General features: G+C 57.7%; 20 protein-coding genes. 19 read left to right on the forward strand and 1 reads right to left on the reverse strand.

Annotated elements, in window-relative coordinates; translation table 11 throughout:
- Positions 1–71 precede the first annotated feature (71 nt).
- From ACS5Q0_RS17580 to ACS5Q0_RS17670, 19 genes are all read left to right on the forward strand, one after another.
- The gene (locus tag ACS5Q0_RS17580) at positions 72–1259 is read left to right on the forward strand and encodes a flagellar hook protein FlgE (protein WP_473127948.1); all 1188 of its coding nucleotides are present in this window, start codon (positions 72–74) and stop codon (positions 1257–1259) included.
- A 30-nt stretch (positions 1260–1289) separates the two neighbouring features.
- On the forward strand, positions 1290–2753 hold the full coding sequence (gene flgK / locus ACS5Q0_RS17585) for a flagellar hook-associated protein FlgK (protein ID WP_473127949.1): 1464 nt from the start codon (positions 1290–1292) through the stop codon (positions 2751–2753).
- A gap of 3 nt (positions 2754–2756) precedes the next feature.
- A complete protein-coding gene (locus tag ACS5Q0_RS17590; protein WP_473127950.1) occupies positions 2757–3791 on the forward strand; it encodes a flagellar hook-associated family protein in 1035 nt (344 codons plus the stop codon).
- A gap of 16 nt (positions 3792–3807) precedes the next feature.
- Positions 3808–4155: a flagellar biosynthesis regulator FlaF gene (gene flaF / locus ACS5Q0_RS17595; RefSeq protein WP_473127951.1), complete on the forward strand. Its 348-nt coding sequence runs from the start codon at positions 3808–3810 to the stop codon at positions 4153–4155.
- On the forward strand, positions 4152–4574 hold the full coding sequence (flbT, locus tag ACS5Q0_RS17600) for a flagellar biosynthesis repressor FlbT (RefSeq protein WP_473127952.1): 423 nt from the start codon (positions 4152–4154) through the stop codon (positions 4572–4574). The genes flaF and flbT overlap by 4 nt, the downstream gene beginning before the upstream one ends.
- Before the next feature lie 14 nt (positions 4575–4588).
- Positions 4589–4984 carry a flagellar hook assembly protein FlgD gene (gene flgD, locus ACS5Q0_RS17605; protein ID WP_473127953.1) on the forward strand — a complete coding sequence of 132 codons (396 nt, stop codon included), beginning with the start codon at positions 4589–4591 and terminating at the stop codon, positions 4982–4984.
- A gap of 2 nt (positions 4985–4986) precedes the next feature.
- Positions 4987–5253 (forward strand): flagellar biosynthetic protein FliQ, encoded by a 267-nt coding sequence (locus tag ACS5Q0_RS17610; protein ID WP_473127954.1) that lies wholly within the window; start codon positions 4987–4989, stop codon positions 5251–5253.
- Between the two features lie 121 nt (positions 5254–5374).
- Positions 5375–7450 (forward strand): flagellar biosynthesis protein FlhA, encoded by a 2076-nt coding sequence (gene flhA, locus ACS5Q0_RS17615; RefSeq protein ID WP_473127955.1) that lies wholly within the window; start codon positions 5375–5377, stop codon positions 7448–7450.
- Positions 7447–8199, forward strand: a complete 753-nt coding sequence (gene fliR, locus ACS5Q0_RS17620; protein WP_473127956.1) for a flagellar biosynthesis protein FliR — start codon at positions 7447–7449, stop codon at positions 8197–8199. Before flhA ends, fliR begins: the two co-directional genes overlap by 4 nt.
- Before the next feature lie 144 nt (positions 8200–8343).
- Positions 8344–8604 (forward strand): hypothetical protein, encoded by a 261-nt coding sequence (locus ACS5Q0_RS17625; RefSeq protein WP_473127957.1) that lies wholly within the window; start codon positions 8344–8346, stop codon positions 8602–8604.
- 46 nt (positions 8605–8650) lie between these two features.
- On the forward strand, positions 8651–9085 hold the full coding sequence (locus ACS5Q0_RS17630) for a rod-binding protein (protein ID WP_473127958.1): 435 nt from the start codon (positions 8651–8653) through the stop codon (positions 9083–9085).
- A gap of 10 nt (positions 9086–9095) precedes the next feature.
- Positions 9096–9440, forward strand: a complete 345-nt coding sequence (locus tag ACS5Q0_RS17635) for a flagellar protein FlgN (protein WP_473127959.1) — start codon at positions 9096–9098, stop codon at positions 9438–9440.
- Entirely contained in the window at positions 9437–9886 is a 450-nt protein-coding gene (locus ACS5Q0_RS17640) for a hypothetical protein (RefSeq protein WP_473127960.1), read from the forward strand. Before ACS5Q0_RS17635 ends, ACS5Q0_RS17640 begins: the two co-directional genes overlap by 4 nt.
- Positions 9887–9941: 55 nt before the next feature.
- Positions 9942–10325: a response regulator gene (locus ACS5Q0_RS17645; protein WP_473127961.1), complete on the forward strand. Its 384-nt coding sequence runs from the start codon at positions 9942–9944 to the stop codon at positions 10323–10325.
- A gap of 4 nt (positions 10326–10329) precedes the next feature.
- Entirely contained in the window at positions 10330–11448 is a 1119-nt protein-coding gene (locus ACS5Q0_RS17650) for a protein-glutamate methylesterase/protein-glutamine glutaminase (protein ID WP_473127962.1), read from the forward strand.
- Positions 11445–12299, forward strand: coding sequence for a CheR family methyltransferase (locus ACS5Q0_RS17655; protein WP_473127963.1), 855 nt, complete (start codon positions 11445–11447; stop codon positions 12297–12299). The genes ACS5Q0_RS17650 and ACS5Q0_RS17655 overlap by 4 nt, the downstream gene beginning before the upstream one ends.
- A 419-nt stretch (positions 12300–12718) precedes the next feature.
- Positions 12719–13609, forward strand: a complete 891-nt coding sequence (locus ACS5Q0_RS17660; RefSeq protein ID WP_473127964.1) for a flagellin N-terminal helical domain-containing protein — start codon at positions 12719–12721, stop codon at positions 13607–13609.
- A gap of 74 nt (positions 13610–13683) precedes the next feature.
- Positions 13684–14283, forward strand: a complete 600-nt coding sequence (locus ACS5Q0_RS17665) for a hypothetical protein (protein ID WP_473127965.1) — start codon at positions 13684–13686, stop codon at positions 14281–14283.
- Positions 14284–14319: 36 nt separating this feature from the next.
- Positions 14320–15105, forward strand: a complete 786-nt coding sequence (locus ACS5Q0_RS17670; RefSeq protein ID WP_473127966.1) for a DUF1217 domain-containing protein — start codon at positions 14320–14322, stop codon at positions 15103–15105.
- A 40-nt stretch (positions 15106–15145) separates the two neighbouring features.
- On the opposite strand, the gene ACS5Q0_RS17675 is transcribed toward ACS5Q0_RS17670, so the two are convergent.
- Positions 15146–15733 (reverse strand): hypothetical protein, encoded by a 588-nt coding sequence (locus tag ACS5Q0_RS17675; RefSeq protein ID WP_473127967.1) that lies wholly within the window; start codon positions 15731–15733, stop codon positions 15146–15148.
- Between the last annotated feature and the right edge of the window lie 206 nt (positions 15734–15939).

The following is a 15939-nucleotide window of genomic DNA, read 5'->3' on the forward strand; positions in this document are numbered from 1 at the left end:
TCCCGACATCCGCCCCAGCTTCGCGCAAGCATCATGATGCTACGCTTAAACTATATTTGCAGGAGTCTCACATGAGCCTTTATGGTGTCCTTCGCAGCGGCGTATCCGGCATGACCGCCCAATCGAACAAGTTGGGAACGGTTGCCGAGAATATCCAGAACTCAAGCACCAACGGGTATAAGCGTGCCTCCACGGAGTTCTCGTCGCTGATCCTGCCGTCCAGCGAGGGCTCATATAACTCGGGCTCCGTCACGAGCACCGTCCGGTATACGATCTCGGACCAGGGTCCGATCAGCTATACGACCTCGGCAACCGATCTTGCGATCTCCGGCAACGGGTTTTTCGTTGTGTCTGATCCAAAGGGATCTCCCTATCTGACGCGCGCGGGCAACTTCGTGGTTGATGGGAAAACTGGAAATCTCCTCAACGCGGCGGGCTTTACCCTGATGGGATTCAGTCTTGCGGACGGGGCGGCGACTGCGTCGCTGAACAGCCTCGACGGCATGGTCCCCGTAAATCTGGCCTCGTTCGGCATGCAGGCCTCTGCCTCAACGAACGGCACCTTTACGGGCAATTTGCCGTACGGCGAGGGGCCCGGAGCCACGAAACTTTCGTCGCTCCAAGTATACGACAATGTCGGACAACCGGTGAAGATCGATATCAAACTCGAGAAGGTCGACGACACGACCTGGACCATGACGGTCACCGGCCCCGGAGGCAGCGTTCTGGAAGGCGCCGAGACGCCCATGGATCTGAAGTTCGACACGAGTGGCAATATTGTTCCTCCGTCCAATATGACTTTCAAGATTCCGAACGGAAAAGATTTTACGCTCGATATGAAGGGCATGACGCAATTGGCGGGCGAGTACTCGCTGACCGGAGCGTCCAACGGAAATGCTCCGTCGGCCGTCAAGAGCGCGGAATTTGCCGCCGATGGCACCGTCTACGCGGTGTACGAGGACGGCTCGCGGATCGCTGCCTACAGAATACCGCTGGCGACGGTGCCAAGCCCCGACAATCTCAATCCGCGCGCCGGAAACGTCTATGAAGCCACCAATATGTCCGGAGGCTACCAGGTCGGATTCCCTGGCACAGTCGGCTTCGGGTCGGTCGCGTCGGGGGCCCTCGAAGGCTCGAATGTCGATATCGGCACCGAGCTGACGGCCATGATCGAAGCTCAGACCAGTTACACGGCGAACTCGAAGGTATTCCAGACCGGATCCGAGCTGCTCGATGTGCTCATGAACCTGAAGCGATAGCGTTTTCGATCGATCCATAGAGCTTTTGAGATGTCACTTTCGGTTGCCTATAATACGGCGCGGTCGTCGCTGCAGGCTTCGCAATCCCAGATGGCGATTGTTTCCCGCAACACCGCGGGAGCCTCCGACCCGGGATATTCGCGCAAGATCGGCGCCTTGGTTACGACGGGCGGAGCTGCCCGGGTCACGGTAATCCGTGCAACCGACCGGGCGCTCCTGAACAAGATGCTGGAGACCACCTCGGATGCGGCGATGCAGAAGTCGCTTCTCGAAGGACTTCAGAGGTTAAGCCAGACGATCGGCGATCCGGAACTGGACGAATCTCCGGCTGCGCGGGTCGGCGCCCTGAACGATGCGCTTCGGCAATATGCAAATGCGCCGGAAGACAACGTGCTGGCCCGCGGCTTCGTCAAGGCGGCGACGGATCTCGCGACGAGCTTGAACCGGGCGACAGATACGATCAATGCCGTACGCGCGGAAGCACAGGTCCAGATTACGGAATCCGTTTCGCGGATCAATGAGATCCTGGCCAAGTTCAAAATGGCGAACGACGAGGTCATGAGCGGGAGTGCCCTCGGTCGAGATGTATCGGACGCTCTCGACACACGAGACCATCTCATCGCTCAGCTCTCCGAAGAGATCGGAATCACAGTCGTTCCGAGAGCCGACAACGATATTGCCCTTTATACGGATAGTGGTGTCCCTCTCTTCGACAGATTGCCACGCACCGTGAAGTATGACGCAAGCGTTGGACTGGAGCCTGGAAAGCCCGGTGGCGCGATCTTGATCGATGATATTCCGGTTACTGGGAGGCTGTCCCCGATGCCTCTGAGTTCCGGAGGTCTCGTCGGTCTCGTCAAGATTCGGGATGAGGCTGCCGTCGGATACCAGCATCAGCTCGATGAATTGGCCCGTGGCCTGATTTCTGCCTTCGCCGAGGTCGACAAGACCGGCGGAGGGAAGCCGGATCTCGTGGGTATCTTCACCTATGCAGGCGGTCCAGGGATTCCGACAATGCCGGCCGCTGAAGGACTCGCGGGGCAGATCAAGGTCAACGCTGCTGTCGATCCTTCCCAAGGAACCGGTGGAAAATTCGAGAGGATCCGCGACGGTGGCATCAATGGGGATCCGGACTATACCTATGGCGATGGCACGGCATCATTCTCGACGCGGCTTTATCAACTGGTCGACGCTCTGAAGGCCGATCGTGGATTCGATCCCGACCTGGGCCTTGGCAGCACGATGACGTTGCAGGATTTTGCATCGTCTTCGGCGGGCTGGGTTGAAGCCAATCGTCAGGACGCCTCGCAGCAGGTCGCCTATCGTGAAACCCTTCTGGCGCAGGCATCCGAAGCTCTCTCGAATGCGACCGACGTCAATATGGATGACGAGACTGCGCTGATGCTGCAACTCGAAAAATCCTATTCGGCATCGGCAAAGCTGATCTCCGTTATCAATCAGATGCTTCAGACGCTCCTCAATGCGGTGGGCTAAGACATGAAGACGACATTCATCTCGACAACGACATTGTGGAACTCACCCAGGTCGTCGCTCGACAAGCTCCAATCCGAGCTCGTGAAGGCCAACAGGGAGGTTGTGACCGGGCGCCATATGGACGTTGGTCTGGCGCTTGGGCGCAAGACCGGGAAGTCCTTGTCCCTGCGCCAGGAAAGAGCCACTCTCGATACGTTGACCGACAGCAATGCGACGGCAACGCTTCGATTGAAGTCCACATCGGCTGCTCTCGATCAGGTTCGCGCCGTTTCCAACAATTTCAGGGATTCGCTTGTCGGAATGCGCGTCGGCTCGGATGACGTTCCGCTGGTTGTCTCTCAAGCTAAGGCCGGGCTCGACAAGCTGATCTCGACATTGAACGAGAGCAATGGTGGTAACTATCTGTTCGGCGGCGTGAATTCCAAGGTTCAGCCTCTCAATGCGTATGAATCTGGCCCAAAGGCTGCGGTCGATGGTGCTTTCCTGGGCTTCTTCGGGTTCTCTCAAGGTGCTCCCGAAGTTGCCGACATCACGCCTGACGAGATGCAGGCGTTCATGGATGGGCCCCTAGCCGACCTCTTCGCCAATGATTGGCAGGGCACATGGTCTCAGGCCTCGGATCAAAACATTCAAAGCCTGATCTCTTCAACAGAGAGAGTCAAAACATCAGCGACCGCCGATGAAACCGGTTTTCGAAAGCTGGCGATGGCCTACACGATGGTTATCGATCTCGGAATCGCTGACCTCGGCGATGGGACGCGAGACTATCTGCTGAAGAGAGTGATCGGAACACTTGGGGAGGGGGGCTCGGATATCACGGACATTCAGGCCGAGCTTGGAACTGCTCAGCAGAAGATAGACCGGGCCAATGAACGGATGAGCCTCCAGAAGACCTTCCTTGATGAAAGGATCACGAACTACGAAGCGGTCGATCCCGCAGAGGCGAAGGTTCGGGTCGATCAGCTCTCAACCCAAATTCAGGTGTCCTATTCGCTGACGGCGCAGATCAACCAGCTCAGCTTGATCAAGTTCATTTAACGGCAGGAATGTGTGTATGTATCAGTTCTCCTATTCCGAGATTCTCGAGGATTCGCCGAAAGACTGCCGGCAGCGCGAGTACGATCTTTTCGAGCGCGCTATCGCCTTGTTGAGGGCGGCAGAGGGATATCCGTCTCAGTCCCCGGAAATGCTGGGCGCTATCGTATTTCTCCAGCGCATCTGGACCTTCCTGATCAAGGACCTTGGCCATCCGGACAATGGCCTTCCCGACAAGCTGAAGGGACAACTCATTTCGATCGGTCTCTGGGTGATGAGGGAGTCCGATCTCATCATTCGCGGCGAGCACAACAATCTCGCAGCGCTCATCGACATCAACATGCTGATCAAGGACGGCCTGAAATGACTGCAAAAATGCGATTTTCTCTCAAGGCCGGCGAACGGATCTTCATCAATGGCGCCGTACTGACAGTCAGTCAGAAGGTCACTTTGAGCCTTCTCAACGATGCCCGCTTCCTTCTCGAGAGCCATGTTCTGCAACTGGCAGAGGCCACGACGCCGATGCGACAGCTTTATTTCGTGGTGCAGTCGCTCCTGATCAATCCTCAGGAGGAGGAGAAGGGAATGCTCGCCTACCGCAATATGCACGAGGCCGTTTCGATGATTACGGTAGACGAGACGGTAAAGGCCCAGCTGAAACGGGTCGAGGACTTCGTTCTTGCTGGGCGCATGTTCGAGGCTCTGAAAGTCATTCGGGCCCTTTTCGAGTCGACCGAGAACTCTGCGACTGCCGAAGCAGCAACGGCTTCCGAAAAAGCAGCCTAACCTGGAGAATTCAAATGAATGTCGCTTCGGTTGCCGCTTCCGCGATGAGCCAGAAAACCTCGACGGCCGAGAAGCCTTCGACCGTCAGCTATGACAATTTTCTCCGTCTTCTGCTGACCCAGATGAAGAACCAAGACCCTACGGACCCGATGAAATCGACGGAGTACATGGCTCAGCTGGCCACCTTCTCCCAGGTCGAGCAGGCCGTGAAGAGCAATGAAAAGCTTGACGCCCTGTTGTCGTCCTTTGCTCTTTCTCAAGCTGACAGTGTTATCGGACGGACGGTGACGTCCGCAGATGGCCAGGTATCCGGAGAGGTTACGGCCGTCAGGGTCACCAGTCAGGGACTGCTCGCCACCCTCTCGACAGGGTATGAAATGCTCTTGGGGCAGGGAATCGTGGTGAGCTGACGATGAATGAGATCGACGCATTAGAACTGGTCCGGGCGGCCATATGGACTGTCATCATCGGCTCCGGACCAGCTGTTCTGGCTGCGATGATCATCGGTATCGCGATTGCACTCATCCAAGCACTGACCCAAATTCAGGAGGTCACCCTCACGTTCATTCCGAAGATTATTGCCATCCTGGTCGTGACGCTTCTGACCGGCTCTCTGGTCGGCTCGCAAATCTACGCATTCACCGAACTCGTCTATGGACGAATTGTTACAGGGTTCTAAACTTTAGCCTCGGGGTCGCTCTCCAAGAAGGAGCTGCCCTCGATTGACGCCACGCGACCTTCGCGCAAGCTTCATGGAGCATGTGTCAGACGTACGGTTGGCTCACCGGATGGAGAGGCACATGGCGTCAAGCGACACGATAACAAAAGACCGCGGCCGGGACGTGATGTTCGCCGCCGGCGTTGTCGTCATTCTTGCGATATTGTTTCTTCCGATCCCGCCCCTGGTCATCGATATGGGGCTGGCGTTCTCCATAGCCCTGTCGGTCCTCATCCTGATGGTGGCGCTGTGGATTCAGAAGCCCCTTGAATTCTCCGCCTTCCCAACGGTCCTTCTGATCGCCACTCTCCTCCGGCTTGCTCTCAGTATTGCCTCTACCCGCCTCATTCTGTCTCATGGCCATCAGGGCGTAGACGCTGCGGGTCATGTGATCAGCGGGTTCTCCCGATTCGTCATGAGCGGTGACTTTGTCATCGGTATTGTCGTCTTCATCATCCTGATCACCGTCAACTTCCTCGTGATCACCAAGGGCGCTACCCGTATCGCCGAGGTCGGAGCCCGCTTTACGCTCGATGCCATTCCCGGAAAGCAGATGGCGATCGACGCCGACCTGTCCGCTGGTCTGATTGACGAGAAGGAGGCGCAGAGAAGGCGCCGTGAGCTCGAGGAGGAGAGCGCCTTCTTCGGATCGATGGATGGCGCATCGAAGTTCGTTCGCGGTGAGGCTGTCGCAAGCCTGATCACGATTGCCGTGAACATTTTCGGCGGTATCATCATCGGAGTTACGCGACACGGCCTCCCGCTGTCGAAAGCTGCGGACGTCTTCACTCAGCTCTCCGTCGGTGACGGTCTCGTCAGCCAAATTCCCGCGCTTGTGGTTTCTCTTGCCGCGGGTCTCCTTGTCTCCAAGGGCGGGACCCGTGGTCAGGCCCAAAAAGCCGTCCTGGATCAGCTGGGTGCATACCCACGCGCTCTGATGGTCGCCTCGGGGATGATGTTCATCTTCGCCGTCGTTCCCGGCCTGCCGATGCTGCCGTTCCTCGCGCTCGGAGGGTTCATGGGTTTTGTGGCCTATAGCATTCCCAAGCATCGCGCTGAGAATGAGGCCCGCGAGAGACTGGCGCATGAGCAAGAGCAGCAGAGCAAGCTCCTTGAAGCAAGCGATACCGTCAAGGAGACCCTGAAGATCGCCGAGGTGGAGCTATGCCTCGGAAAGCATCTCTCTTCCTTTCTCGCGAGCTCGCATGGCGACCTTGCGCATCGCGTGAAGAAGATGCGCAAGAAGTTCGCTCAGGATTTCGGTTTCGTCCTGCCGGAGGTTAAGCTCTCAGATAGCTTCATGATCCCGGCGAAGAGCTATCAGATCAAAATTCACGGCACCGTGATTGCAACACATGAGGTACGCCCGGGTGACCTTCTCGTGGTGCTGGGCGACGGCCCTGTTCCGGATGTGCCGGGAGACGAGGTCCGCGAACCTGCCTTCGGCATGAAGGCGCTCTGGGTATCTGATGCCTATGCCGGTGAGGTCAAACGTCAGGGGTTCACGGCTGTGGATGGAGCCTCGGTGCTTCTGACCCATCTCAGCGAGGTCATCCGTAATAACTTGCCGCAATTGCTCTCATACAAGGATGTCCGGAACCTTCTGGATGGGCTTGAGCCTGAGTACAAGCGCCTGCTCGACGATATCTGCCCCTCGCAGATTTCCTATTCTGGCCTGCAGGCCGTTCTGAAGCTGTTGCTCGCCGAGCGGGTTTCCATCCGCAACCTGGGGCTCATACTGGAAGCGATCGCCGAGGTTGCCCCTCATGCCCGTCGCGCCGAGCAGCTTGTCGAGCATGTACGTATGCGAATGGCTCAGCAAATATGTGGCGATCTGGCGGAAGGCGGGGCTCTCAATGTTCTTCGCCTGGGGAACAAGTGGGATATTGCCTTTCACCAGAGCCTGAAACGCGATGCCAAAGGCGATGTCGTCGAGTTCGACATTGACCCGCGCCTCGTCGAGCAATTCGGTGCGGAGGCCTCGGAGGCAATCAAGGCCCGTCTGGGACAGGTCAAGAACTTCGCTATCGTGACAGCTCCGGATGCGAGGCCCTATGTCCGGATGATCGTTGAGCGCATGTTCTCTTCGCTGCCGGTTCTGTCCCACTTGGAAATCGCGCGCGGAATTGAAGTCAACTCGCTCGGAACGGTCGCGTGAACCAGATTGCGACCGACACTCTGCTCGGTGTCTTCCTGATCTTCTGCCGCATAGGCGGGTGCATGTTGATTGCACCTGCAATCTCGAGCAGCAGAATTCCGCCTCAAATTCGCCTCTTCCTTGCACTGACCATAAGCCTTGCGCTTTCGCCCATTCTGCTGGGGCAGATCGGCAATGATGTTGCGGGGCAGCCTCCCGCCGTGCTTCTGAGATGGATTGCATCCGAGTTGCTGGTTGGCCTACTGATTGGGCTTTTGGCGAGAGTTTACTTTTTCGCGCTTCAGACGATGTTGGGTGCTGTCGCGATGGCGCTCAGCTACGGGGGAATGCCAGGAACACCGATCGACGAGGCCGAGCCGCTCCCCGCAATCAGCTCCCTCATCATGATGGTCGCAACAGCAGCGATTTTCCTGTCAGATCTTCATTGGGAGTTGTTCCGGGGCTTGATCGCCTCATACTCGAGAATGCCAGCCGGACAAGGTATAGGCTTTCAGTCGTCGCTGAAGGAAGTTGTTGATCAGGTCAGTTCCGCTTTCATCGTCTCTCTCAGGATCAGTAGCCCGTTTCTGCTATATTCCGTCATCGTGAATCTCGTGGCGGGACTCACCAACAAGTTGACGCCTCAGATCCCGGTCTTCTTCATCGCGACGCCCTTCGTCATGTTCGGAGGGTTGTTCGTCATGTATTTCGCCGCCAACGATTACGTATTGCTGTTCATGGAAGCCTTCTCTTCGTGGCTCAAAGGGTGATCGTCTGTGAGACAGAGACTTAAGAAAATCGACAGATTGATGAAGGTTCAGCAGCACATTCACAAGAGCGCCGAACTTCATCTCGCGTCACTCCAACGCAAAGAGATTGAGCTTCAGGCAGCTCAAGAAACGCTTCTTCAGACGATGAGCGAGTCTGATGCCCTCCACGGTCTTTTCGTCGATGTCCTCGCAAAGCGGCTAAAGGCCTTGTCCTCGGAGGAGGCGCGCACGCAGAAGGAAATCGTGGAGCAGAAGGCCCTGACCATCGATAAGGCCCTGCAGGTGAAGCGCAGTGAGAGGATGCACTCTCGCCTGAGGGTGGAGGCTCGCCAGATGTGGGAGAAAGAGGAGCTCGCCGCAGTCCTCGAAGCCATGGCGCAGAAAGAGCGCACAAGCCTCCCGTAAGCCTCAGGCATTAGAATCCGCTCTCAACGAACACAAGGAAGGCGCAATGGCGATCAGCCCACCGTCCGACATCATCAGCGAGGTTGCCAGAGCTGCGGACCCGGCGCGTTACCAGGCGGCCAGTCAGAGCCTGCTCCAGGGCCAAGCGCCCATAAATGGTGCGAGTTTCGAGGACACGGTTCGCGCCGTGGCAACTCGCCCGATGAGCCTTGGTGCTGATATTTACCAGATCCGGAACTCCTTGCGAAACGACGCGGAAACGGCCGCTGCGGAGAAGGCGAGAAAGACCAGCCAGGAATTCGAAGCCTTCATCCTTCAGACCTTCGTCGAAACGATGCTGCCGAAGGACGCCGAGAACACCTATGGCAAGGGCAGCGCCGGATCCGTCTGGAGGTCGATGCTGGCCGAGCAGATCGGCACTCAGGTGGCGAAAGCCGGCGGGATCGGGATTGCAAAGCACATTTTAAACGAGAAAGAATAGGGAGCTTTCCATGCTGGCAAAGTCACTGGACCGCCTCGAGGAGACGCTCGATGTCGAAACGGCAGCTCTGCTGTCGCGCGATCTGAGCAACTTTGATGAGTTCAACCGACGGAAGAGCCAAAGCCTTCTCGAAATCAGCCGAATGGCGCGAACGGTCGAAGCCGCTTCGATCGACGATGCTTCCGTTAAGAAGCTCGAAAGGCTCAAGGCGAAACTTCAGGAGAACCAAGAGATCCTCGAGCGCCATATGCGTGCCGTGCAGGAGATCTCAACGGTCATTTCCGGTGCTATTCAGGCTGCCGAGTCAGACAGCACATACTCGGCCGTCGTGACGCGCGGAGGCTACGGGGCATGATCAGAAACGTCATGGCCGGCTTCTGGGTTTGCGCGGTCACACTTGGCTCGTGCTATGCGGCTGTGACGTGGGTGGTCGGTCGTTCATCGGCAGATGAGCAGCCCCGATACGAGGGCTTGCAGTACAAGAAGATTCCCTCGATCAACATCCCAATCATCGCCGAAGGGGCAGTGCAGGGCTACGTAGTCGCCAACTTCGTCTTCACGGCGGATTCGAGAACACTGCGTGAGATATCCGTTCCTCCTGAGTCGTTCATTCAGGATGAGGTGTTCCGCTACATCTATTCGGATGAGACGCTCGATTTCAGGAAGCTCTCCCGGTACAACGTGAACGGGATGATCGGCAACGTCAGGGAAAGAATCAACAAACGCCTCGGCGCCGAGATCGTCAAAGAAATCCTGATTGAGAACTTCAACTTCATTAGCAAGTCGGACATCCGGTCCTGATCACCGTCCCGTGGACGGTATGGACGGTTTGTATGTGTAGTAGGAACTTTCTTCCATGACATATTGCCTGATTGTGGATGACTCACGCACGATCCGAAAGGTGTCGCGGGAGATCATTGCGAGCCTTTCGTTCGAGGTTGCCGAAGCGGAGAACGGCGAGGCGGGCCTCGTCGCGTGTCGGGAGAGGATGCCGGATGTCATCCTTCTCGATTGGAATATGCCTGTCATGGATGGCTACAGCTTCCTCAAGGCGCTTCGGGGATCCCCAGGCGGAGCAGCTCCCAAGGTCGTGTTCTGCACGACCGAGAACGACATGGACCATATCACGCGAGCGTTGGAAGCCGGAGCGGACGAGTACATCATGAAGCCGTTCGACAGGGCGATCCTGGAAGCGAAGTTCCAAGAGCTGGGGCTCCTCGCCCATACTTTCCCGGTTTAAGACGATGGCAGTGAAACCGCTCCGGACAGAGAGCGCCATTCTGTCGGACCCGATTCGGGTCATGATTGTCGATGACAGCGCCGTCATCCGCGGCATGATTGCGCGCTGGGTGGGCGAAGCGGGCGGCTTCGAAGTTGTCTGTACAGCCGCCAACGGGCGAATGGCCGTCGACATGGTCGAACGGTACAAGCCCGAGATCGTCCTCCTCGATATCGAGATGCCGGAGATCGATGGACTGGCCGCACTTCCGCTGATCTTGAAGGCGCATTCCGCAGCCAAGGTTATCGTGATCTCGACATTGACAAAGCGGAACGCGCAGATCTCGCTGAAGTGCCTGTCCTTAGGAGCCGTCGATTACCTCGCGAAACCGGAGAGCGCGCGCAGTGCGGATGCGGCTGCAGTGTTCCGGCGGGAACTCTTCGAGAAGTTGCGCGCCTTCGGAGCGACCAAGGCCCGGCCGACGCGCCCCGCACCCGTGGCCACCCCGGTGCCCGCTCCAGCCTCGCAAGCCTCATCAACGCAGAGGTTGGGAAGCGTGCGTCCTCAATGCATTCTCATCGGTTCGTCGACGGGCGGGCCACGGGCCGTCGAGCGGGTCCTGCAAGATCTCAAGCCGGTGCTTATGGAGGTCCCTGTGCTGATAGTCCAGCATATGCCCGCCATGTTCACGGCGGTCTTTGCCGAACATCTCCAATCGCTGCTTTCGGTTCCTTGCCGGGAACCGGTAGATGGTGAGGCAATCCGGGCCGGCACGATTTTCATCGCGCCGGGTGGGCGCCATATGGGCGTGACCGTCGCGGCCGGAAAGCCTGCTATTCGCCTCAGCGATGATCCGCCTGAGAACTTTTGCCGTCCAGCCGTGGATGTCCTGTTCCGGGAAGCCGCATCGGTATTCGGCGCAGCAACAGCGGCTGCGGTTCTCACGGGCATGGGATCCGATGGAACGAATGGAGCGCGACACCTGATCAAAGCCGGTGCGACGGTCTTCGCACAGGATGAAGCCAGCAGTATCGTATGGGGAATGCCGGGAAGCGTCGTGAAGGCTGGGCTTGCTCACGAGATCCTGCCCCTCGACGCCGTCGGGCGCTCATTGAAGAGTCTTATCGCGGGAGCCCCACGATGACTGAGTTAGAGTTCGAAGTCCTGCGCACGTTCCTGAAGGCCCGTTCGGGCTTGGCGCTGTCCCCGGACAAAAGATATCTGGTGGAGAGCAGGCTCGCCTCCGTCTGCACGCGGTTCAAGATCGAGAGCTTGTCCCGATTGATCTGGGAGGTCAAATCCGGCCGTTCGCCGGCGGTCGAGATCGCGACGATCGAGGCCATGACCACGAACGAGACCTTCTTCTTCCGCGACAAGGCCCCGTTCGATCTTTTTCAGGACATTCTGCTTCCGCGCTATGTCAAAGAGCGTGCCGCAAGCCGGCGCCTTAGAATCTGGTGCGCCGCGGCGTCGACTGGGCAGGAGCCCTATTCCCTTGCCATGCTTCTGAAAGACGCTTCTGCCCGCATGGCGGGCTGGCACATCGAGATCGTGGCGACCGACATCTCGAACGACGTTCTGGAGCGGGCGAGGGCGGGCATCTACAATCAATTCGAAGTTCAGAGAGGACTGCCGATCCGGCTTCTCGTGAAGTACTTCACGCAGAAAGGGGAGCAGTGGCAGATCGCGCCAGAGATCCGCTCGATGGTGGATTTCCGCTACCTGAACCTCATTGAGGATTTCAGCCGTCTCGGGCAGTTCGATATCGTGTATTGTCGAAACGTGTTGATTTATTTCGATGCGCCGACAAAGGCACATGTGCTTCGCAGGATCGCCCAGACGATGGCGCCCGACGGGAGCCTGGTGCTGGGCGCTTCCGAGACGATCCTCGGCATCACGGATGCCTTGTCGCTCGATCCTGCCCACCGCGGGCTGTATTCGAAACCTGCTTCCGCGGGTTCGGCCCCCAGGCCGGCATTGGCCGGCATCTGCTAGCCAATCGATGCCATAGCCAAAGTCGGCGCGGCGGACGACAGGACAATTGATCGGAAGATGAAGTGCTTGCCACGCCCTCATCTTCTGAAAGCCTTCAATGCGGCCACGGCTGCTGATGGTTAACAAGACGACAACAGTAAATTTCTAAGATTTTATGCTCTTCGGGCTTGACTTCTAACGAGGCCCTGGCTCATAAATGTCATCACGAATGCAGCGAGTTGATTTTCTGCTCCTGTATCGCAAGTGCACTATGGAGTGCTCCTCTACCGAGCATGGCATGATGCCCCTCCATTTTCCCGGTTGAGCCCGGATATCATGTGAACAGCGGATCGAGTTTTTCTCGAGGCATGATGCCATTTCGCTGGGTCGGTTAGATTCCGACATTCCCTGATCAAACTCATCATTCAAGGAAGAAACACATGGCTTCGATCAATACCAATCTGTCCGCTATCACCGCTCTGCAGGCTCTCAAGACCACGCAGAACGCCATGAACAAGACGCAGAACCAGATCTCCACGGGCCTGCGCGTCGGCTCGGCGGCCGACAATGCCTCCTACTTCTCCATTGCCACGCAGATGCGTTCCGACAATGGCGCTCTCAGCGCCGTGAAGGACTCGATCAAGCAGTCGAAGGCGATGATCGACACCTTCACCTCGGCTCTGGGCAAGATCTCGGCCTACCTCGACAAGGCCAAGCAGAACCTGGTCAATGCGACCCAGCCGGGCGCTCAGCAGACGGAAATCAACACCGAGCTGAAGGCCTTGGTGGAAGGCATCACGAACACGGTCGGCTCCGCTAACTTCAATGGCGAAAATTGGCTCAAGCACGACGCAACGGCTACTGAACCCAAGGAGCTCGTCGTTTCCTATGACTCGAACGCAGCGGGCGCTACGAAGGTCGGCACGATCGATGTCAACATCAGCCTTACTCAGATGTTCGATACCGCAGGAGCCGCTGGCAAGCTCGGTGCCCTGATGACTGACCTGAAAGCCGGCTACGACAACGCTGCGGTGCCTGCTGCTGGCATGAAGAGCTCTCAGACGCTCCTTGCTTCTCTGGAGACAGCGATTGACGACGTGAAGACTGCGGCTGCAACGCTCGGTGCGACGAAGTCTCTGCTCGAGACCCAGGAAGACTTCATCGGCGTGCTCTCTGACTCGCTCACGGCCGGCGTTAGCGCCTTCGTCGACGCCGACATGAACGAGGCCTCGACCCGCTTCCAGGCTCTGCAGACCCAGCAGCAGCTCGGCGTGCAGTCTCTCTCGATGGCTAACCAGAACAGCCAGATGATCCTGAAGCTCTTCCAGTAAGAGCCTTCGAACGGACTGAGAGAAGCCTCGCCTTGCAAAGGGCGAGGCTTCTTTTTTAAAGCGTTGGTGCGGCCATGATTCATCAGCCGTTATATTCTATTTCATTGAAAAGCATTTCGAGCCTTGCCCTGGCGCTCGGCGCAGCCTGGTTGTTTGCCCCGGAACAGGCGCAAGCTCTCGCCACTTGGATCGGGTCGTGGGACTATGTCGTCAGGCATGATCAGGAGGGGAGGCCGCAGGCCGCCTTCGCGCGATTGCGCGGCGACAACGACGCATTGCTGTGGCTGACATGCGCGAGATCTACGACCGGTGATGACACGCCGGAAACCATCTCCCTGACGGCGACGGTTTCTCAGAAAGGTTTCCTCGGGCGCAGCGCACCGCGGGGCCGCAGCACCGTTTATTGGTTCGATAACGGGAGCCCTGAGCTGTCCTATTGGATCTATCGCGACAAGGCGGGACAGATGTCCAGCGCGGAGCAGGTCTCTGGCTTCCTTAATAAGCTCCAGGGGGCCCAGTCGCTTGTCATCGAGCTGTCGGACTATCGTTATGAAGCGCGACGGTCGGAGTTTCAGTTCAACCCAGCGGACACGACGAAAGTCGCTGAAAGGTTCAGGCAGGATTGCCGGGATATAACCGGTCTTGCAAAAGTCGAATCGCCCTTGCTCCGTTAAAACAGTCCCGGAGCCGGAAACGCTTGAAGGTTTGCCATGGTCAGCACATCTACCCGATACCAGATCATTACAAGCAACTTGGTTCGCACGAAGTCGCTGATCGAGAACGATGCGTCCGTCAAGCGTGAGATCGAGTACTACAACAAGACCATCAAAACGATCAAAACTCTTGATGACTTCATCAAGAACGACCGGGTCTTCAAGTTCGCCATGAAAGCCTACGGCCTGGAAGACATGGCCTTCGGCAAAGCGCTCATCAAAAAACTGCTCCAGGAAGGGACCAGCAATCCGCTCAGTATGGCGAACAAGATGAGCAACCCGCTCTACAAGGAGTTCGCGAAAGCGTTCGACTTCGCCGGAAAAGGGGCTGACGCCACCTCCGCCGCGAGTGCGACTACCGAGGCCGTCGAGAAATACGTTCAGCAGACCTTGGAGCAGCGGGAGGGTAACGACAACCAGGGCGTTCGCCTGGCACTGTATTTCAAGCGTAAGGCTTCGTCGATCAAGAACACTATGGGGATCCTGGCTGATAAAGCGGTCCTCGAATTTGTCCAGACGATTTTCAGCATTCCCAAGGCGTCGGGGCGAGCGGATATCGACATTCAGGTGCGTCAGCTCGAGAAGCTGATCGACGTGAAGGATTTCCAGGATCCGAAGAAGGTGGACAAGCTGATTCAGCGCTTCAGCGTCATGTGGGACATGAACAATGCGTCTGCTGCAACCACGTCCCCGATCCTGACTCTTTTCAATCAATCGACCGATCAGGGAATTAGCCTCGACCTGATGATGAGCATCACGAAGCTGCGACGTGGCGGGTACTAAGGGGAGACCGAGGCGTTGACAGGGTTTGCTTCAACTCGGGTCAGTTCGTCGCCTCGGTGATCGTCGTCTCGGACGTCACGACAGCCCACCCGGCCTCGGAATGCTCGATGGAGAGAATATGTCCGGCGCCGGGAATTTTCATGCCGGGCGTCACCCACCATAGCCCGTTCGGCCCTTCGATCAGCGCCGACCCTTCTGTCGCGCGGTGAATGACATAGCGCGCGAGCGGAGCCGCTCCAGCCTGACCGGAGCGAGTGTTGGACTGAGCGGACGCACTGACGGAATGGGTCGCGGAGGCCTGCGCCTCGAGCATCTCCATCTGGGACGGGGAAGCCGTCCGAATCCGCTCGCCGGACGAACCGTTTTTCATGATGATCGAGCTTTCGGCGCTCGGGAGATAGGCATACCCCTCCCGAAGGAAAGCAGCATAGACGGGAAGCGCCATCGCCGAGACCACAAGAGCCGCGCCGATGCCGATGGCGATACGGTCTCCGGAGGCTTCCTTGGCGCGAATGAGTTCCTCCAATCGGCGAACCTTCTGCGCGCGGCTTTCGACAGCGGGGCGACCCTTGCTGAGATCGGTTGCCCGGGCCGCCTGCGCCAATGCCTTCTCAAACCGTGTGATCATAGCCGCTGCTTTCAACAGAATCAGAGACATGTTCTAGATGTCTCACATCTTATTACTAAGTTATTAGCAAGATTGGCGGAGTCGCTCTCTCCGACACGAATGGAGGCAAGCCTCGCGCAAGTTGCTGTGGACGGAGTTCCGCATTCATTGGTGACGCCGCGTGCGGGCAGGATGTCGAGCGGACCCAGAGAGGGGATGCGTCTGTC

This window comes from Microvirga sp. HS2 (assembly GCF_055792805.1).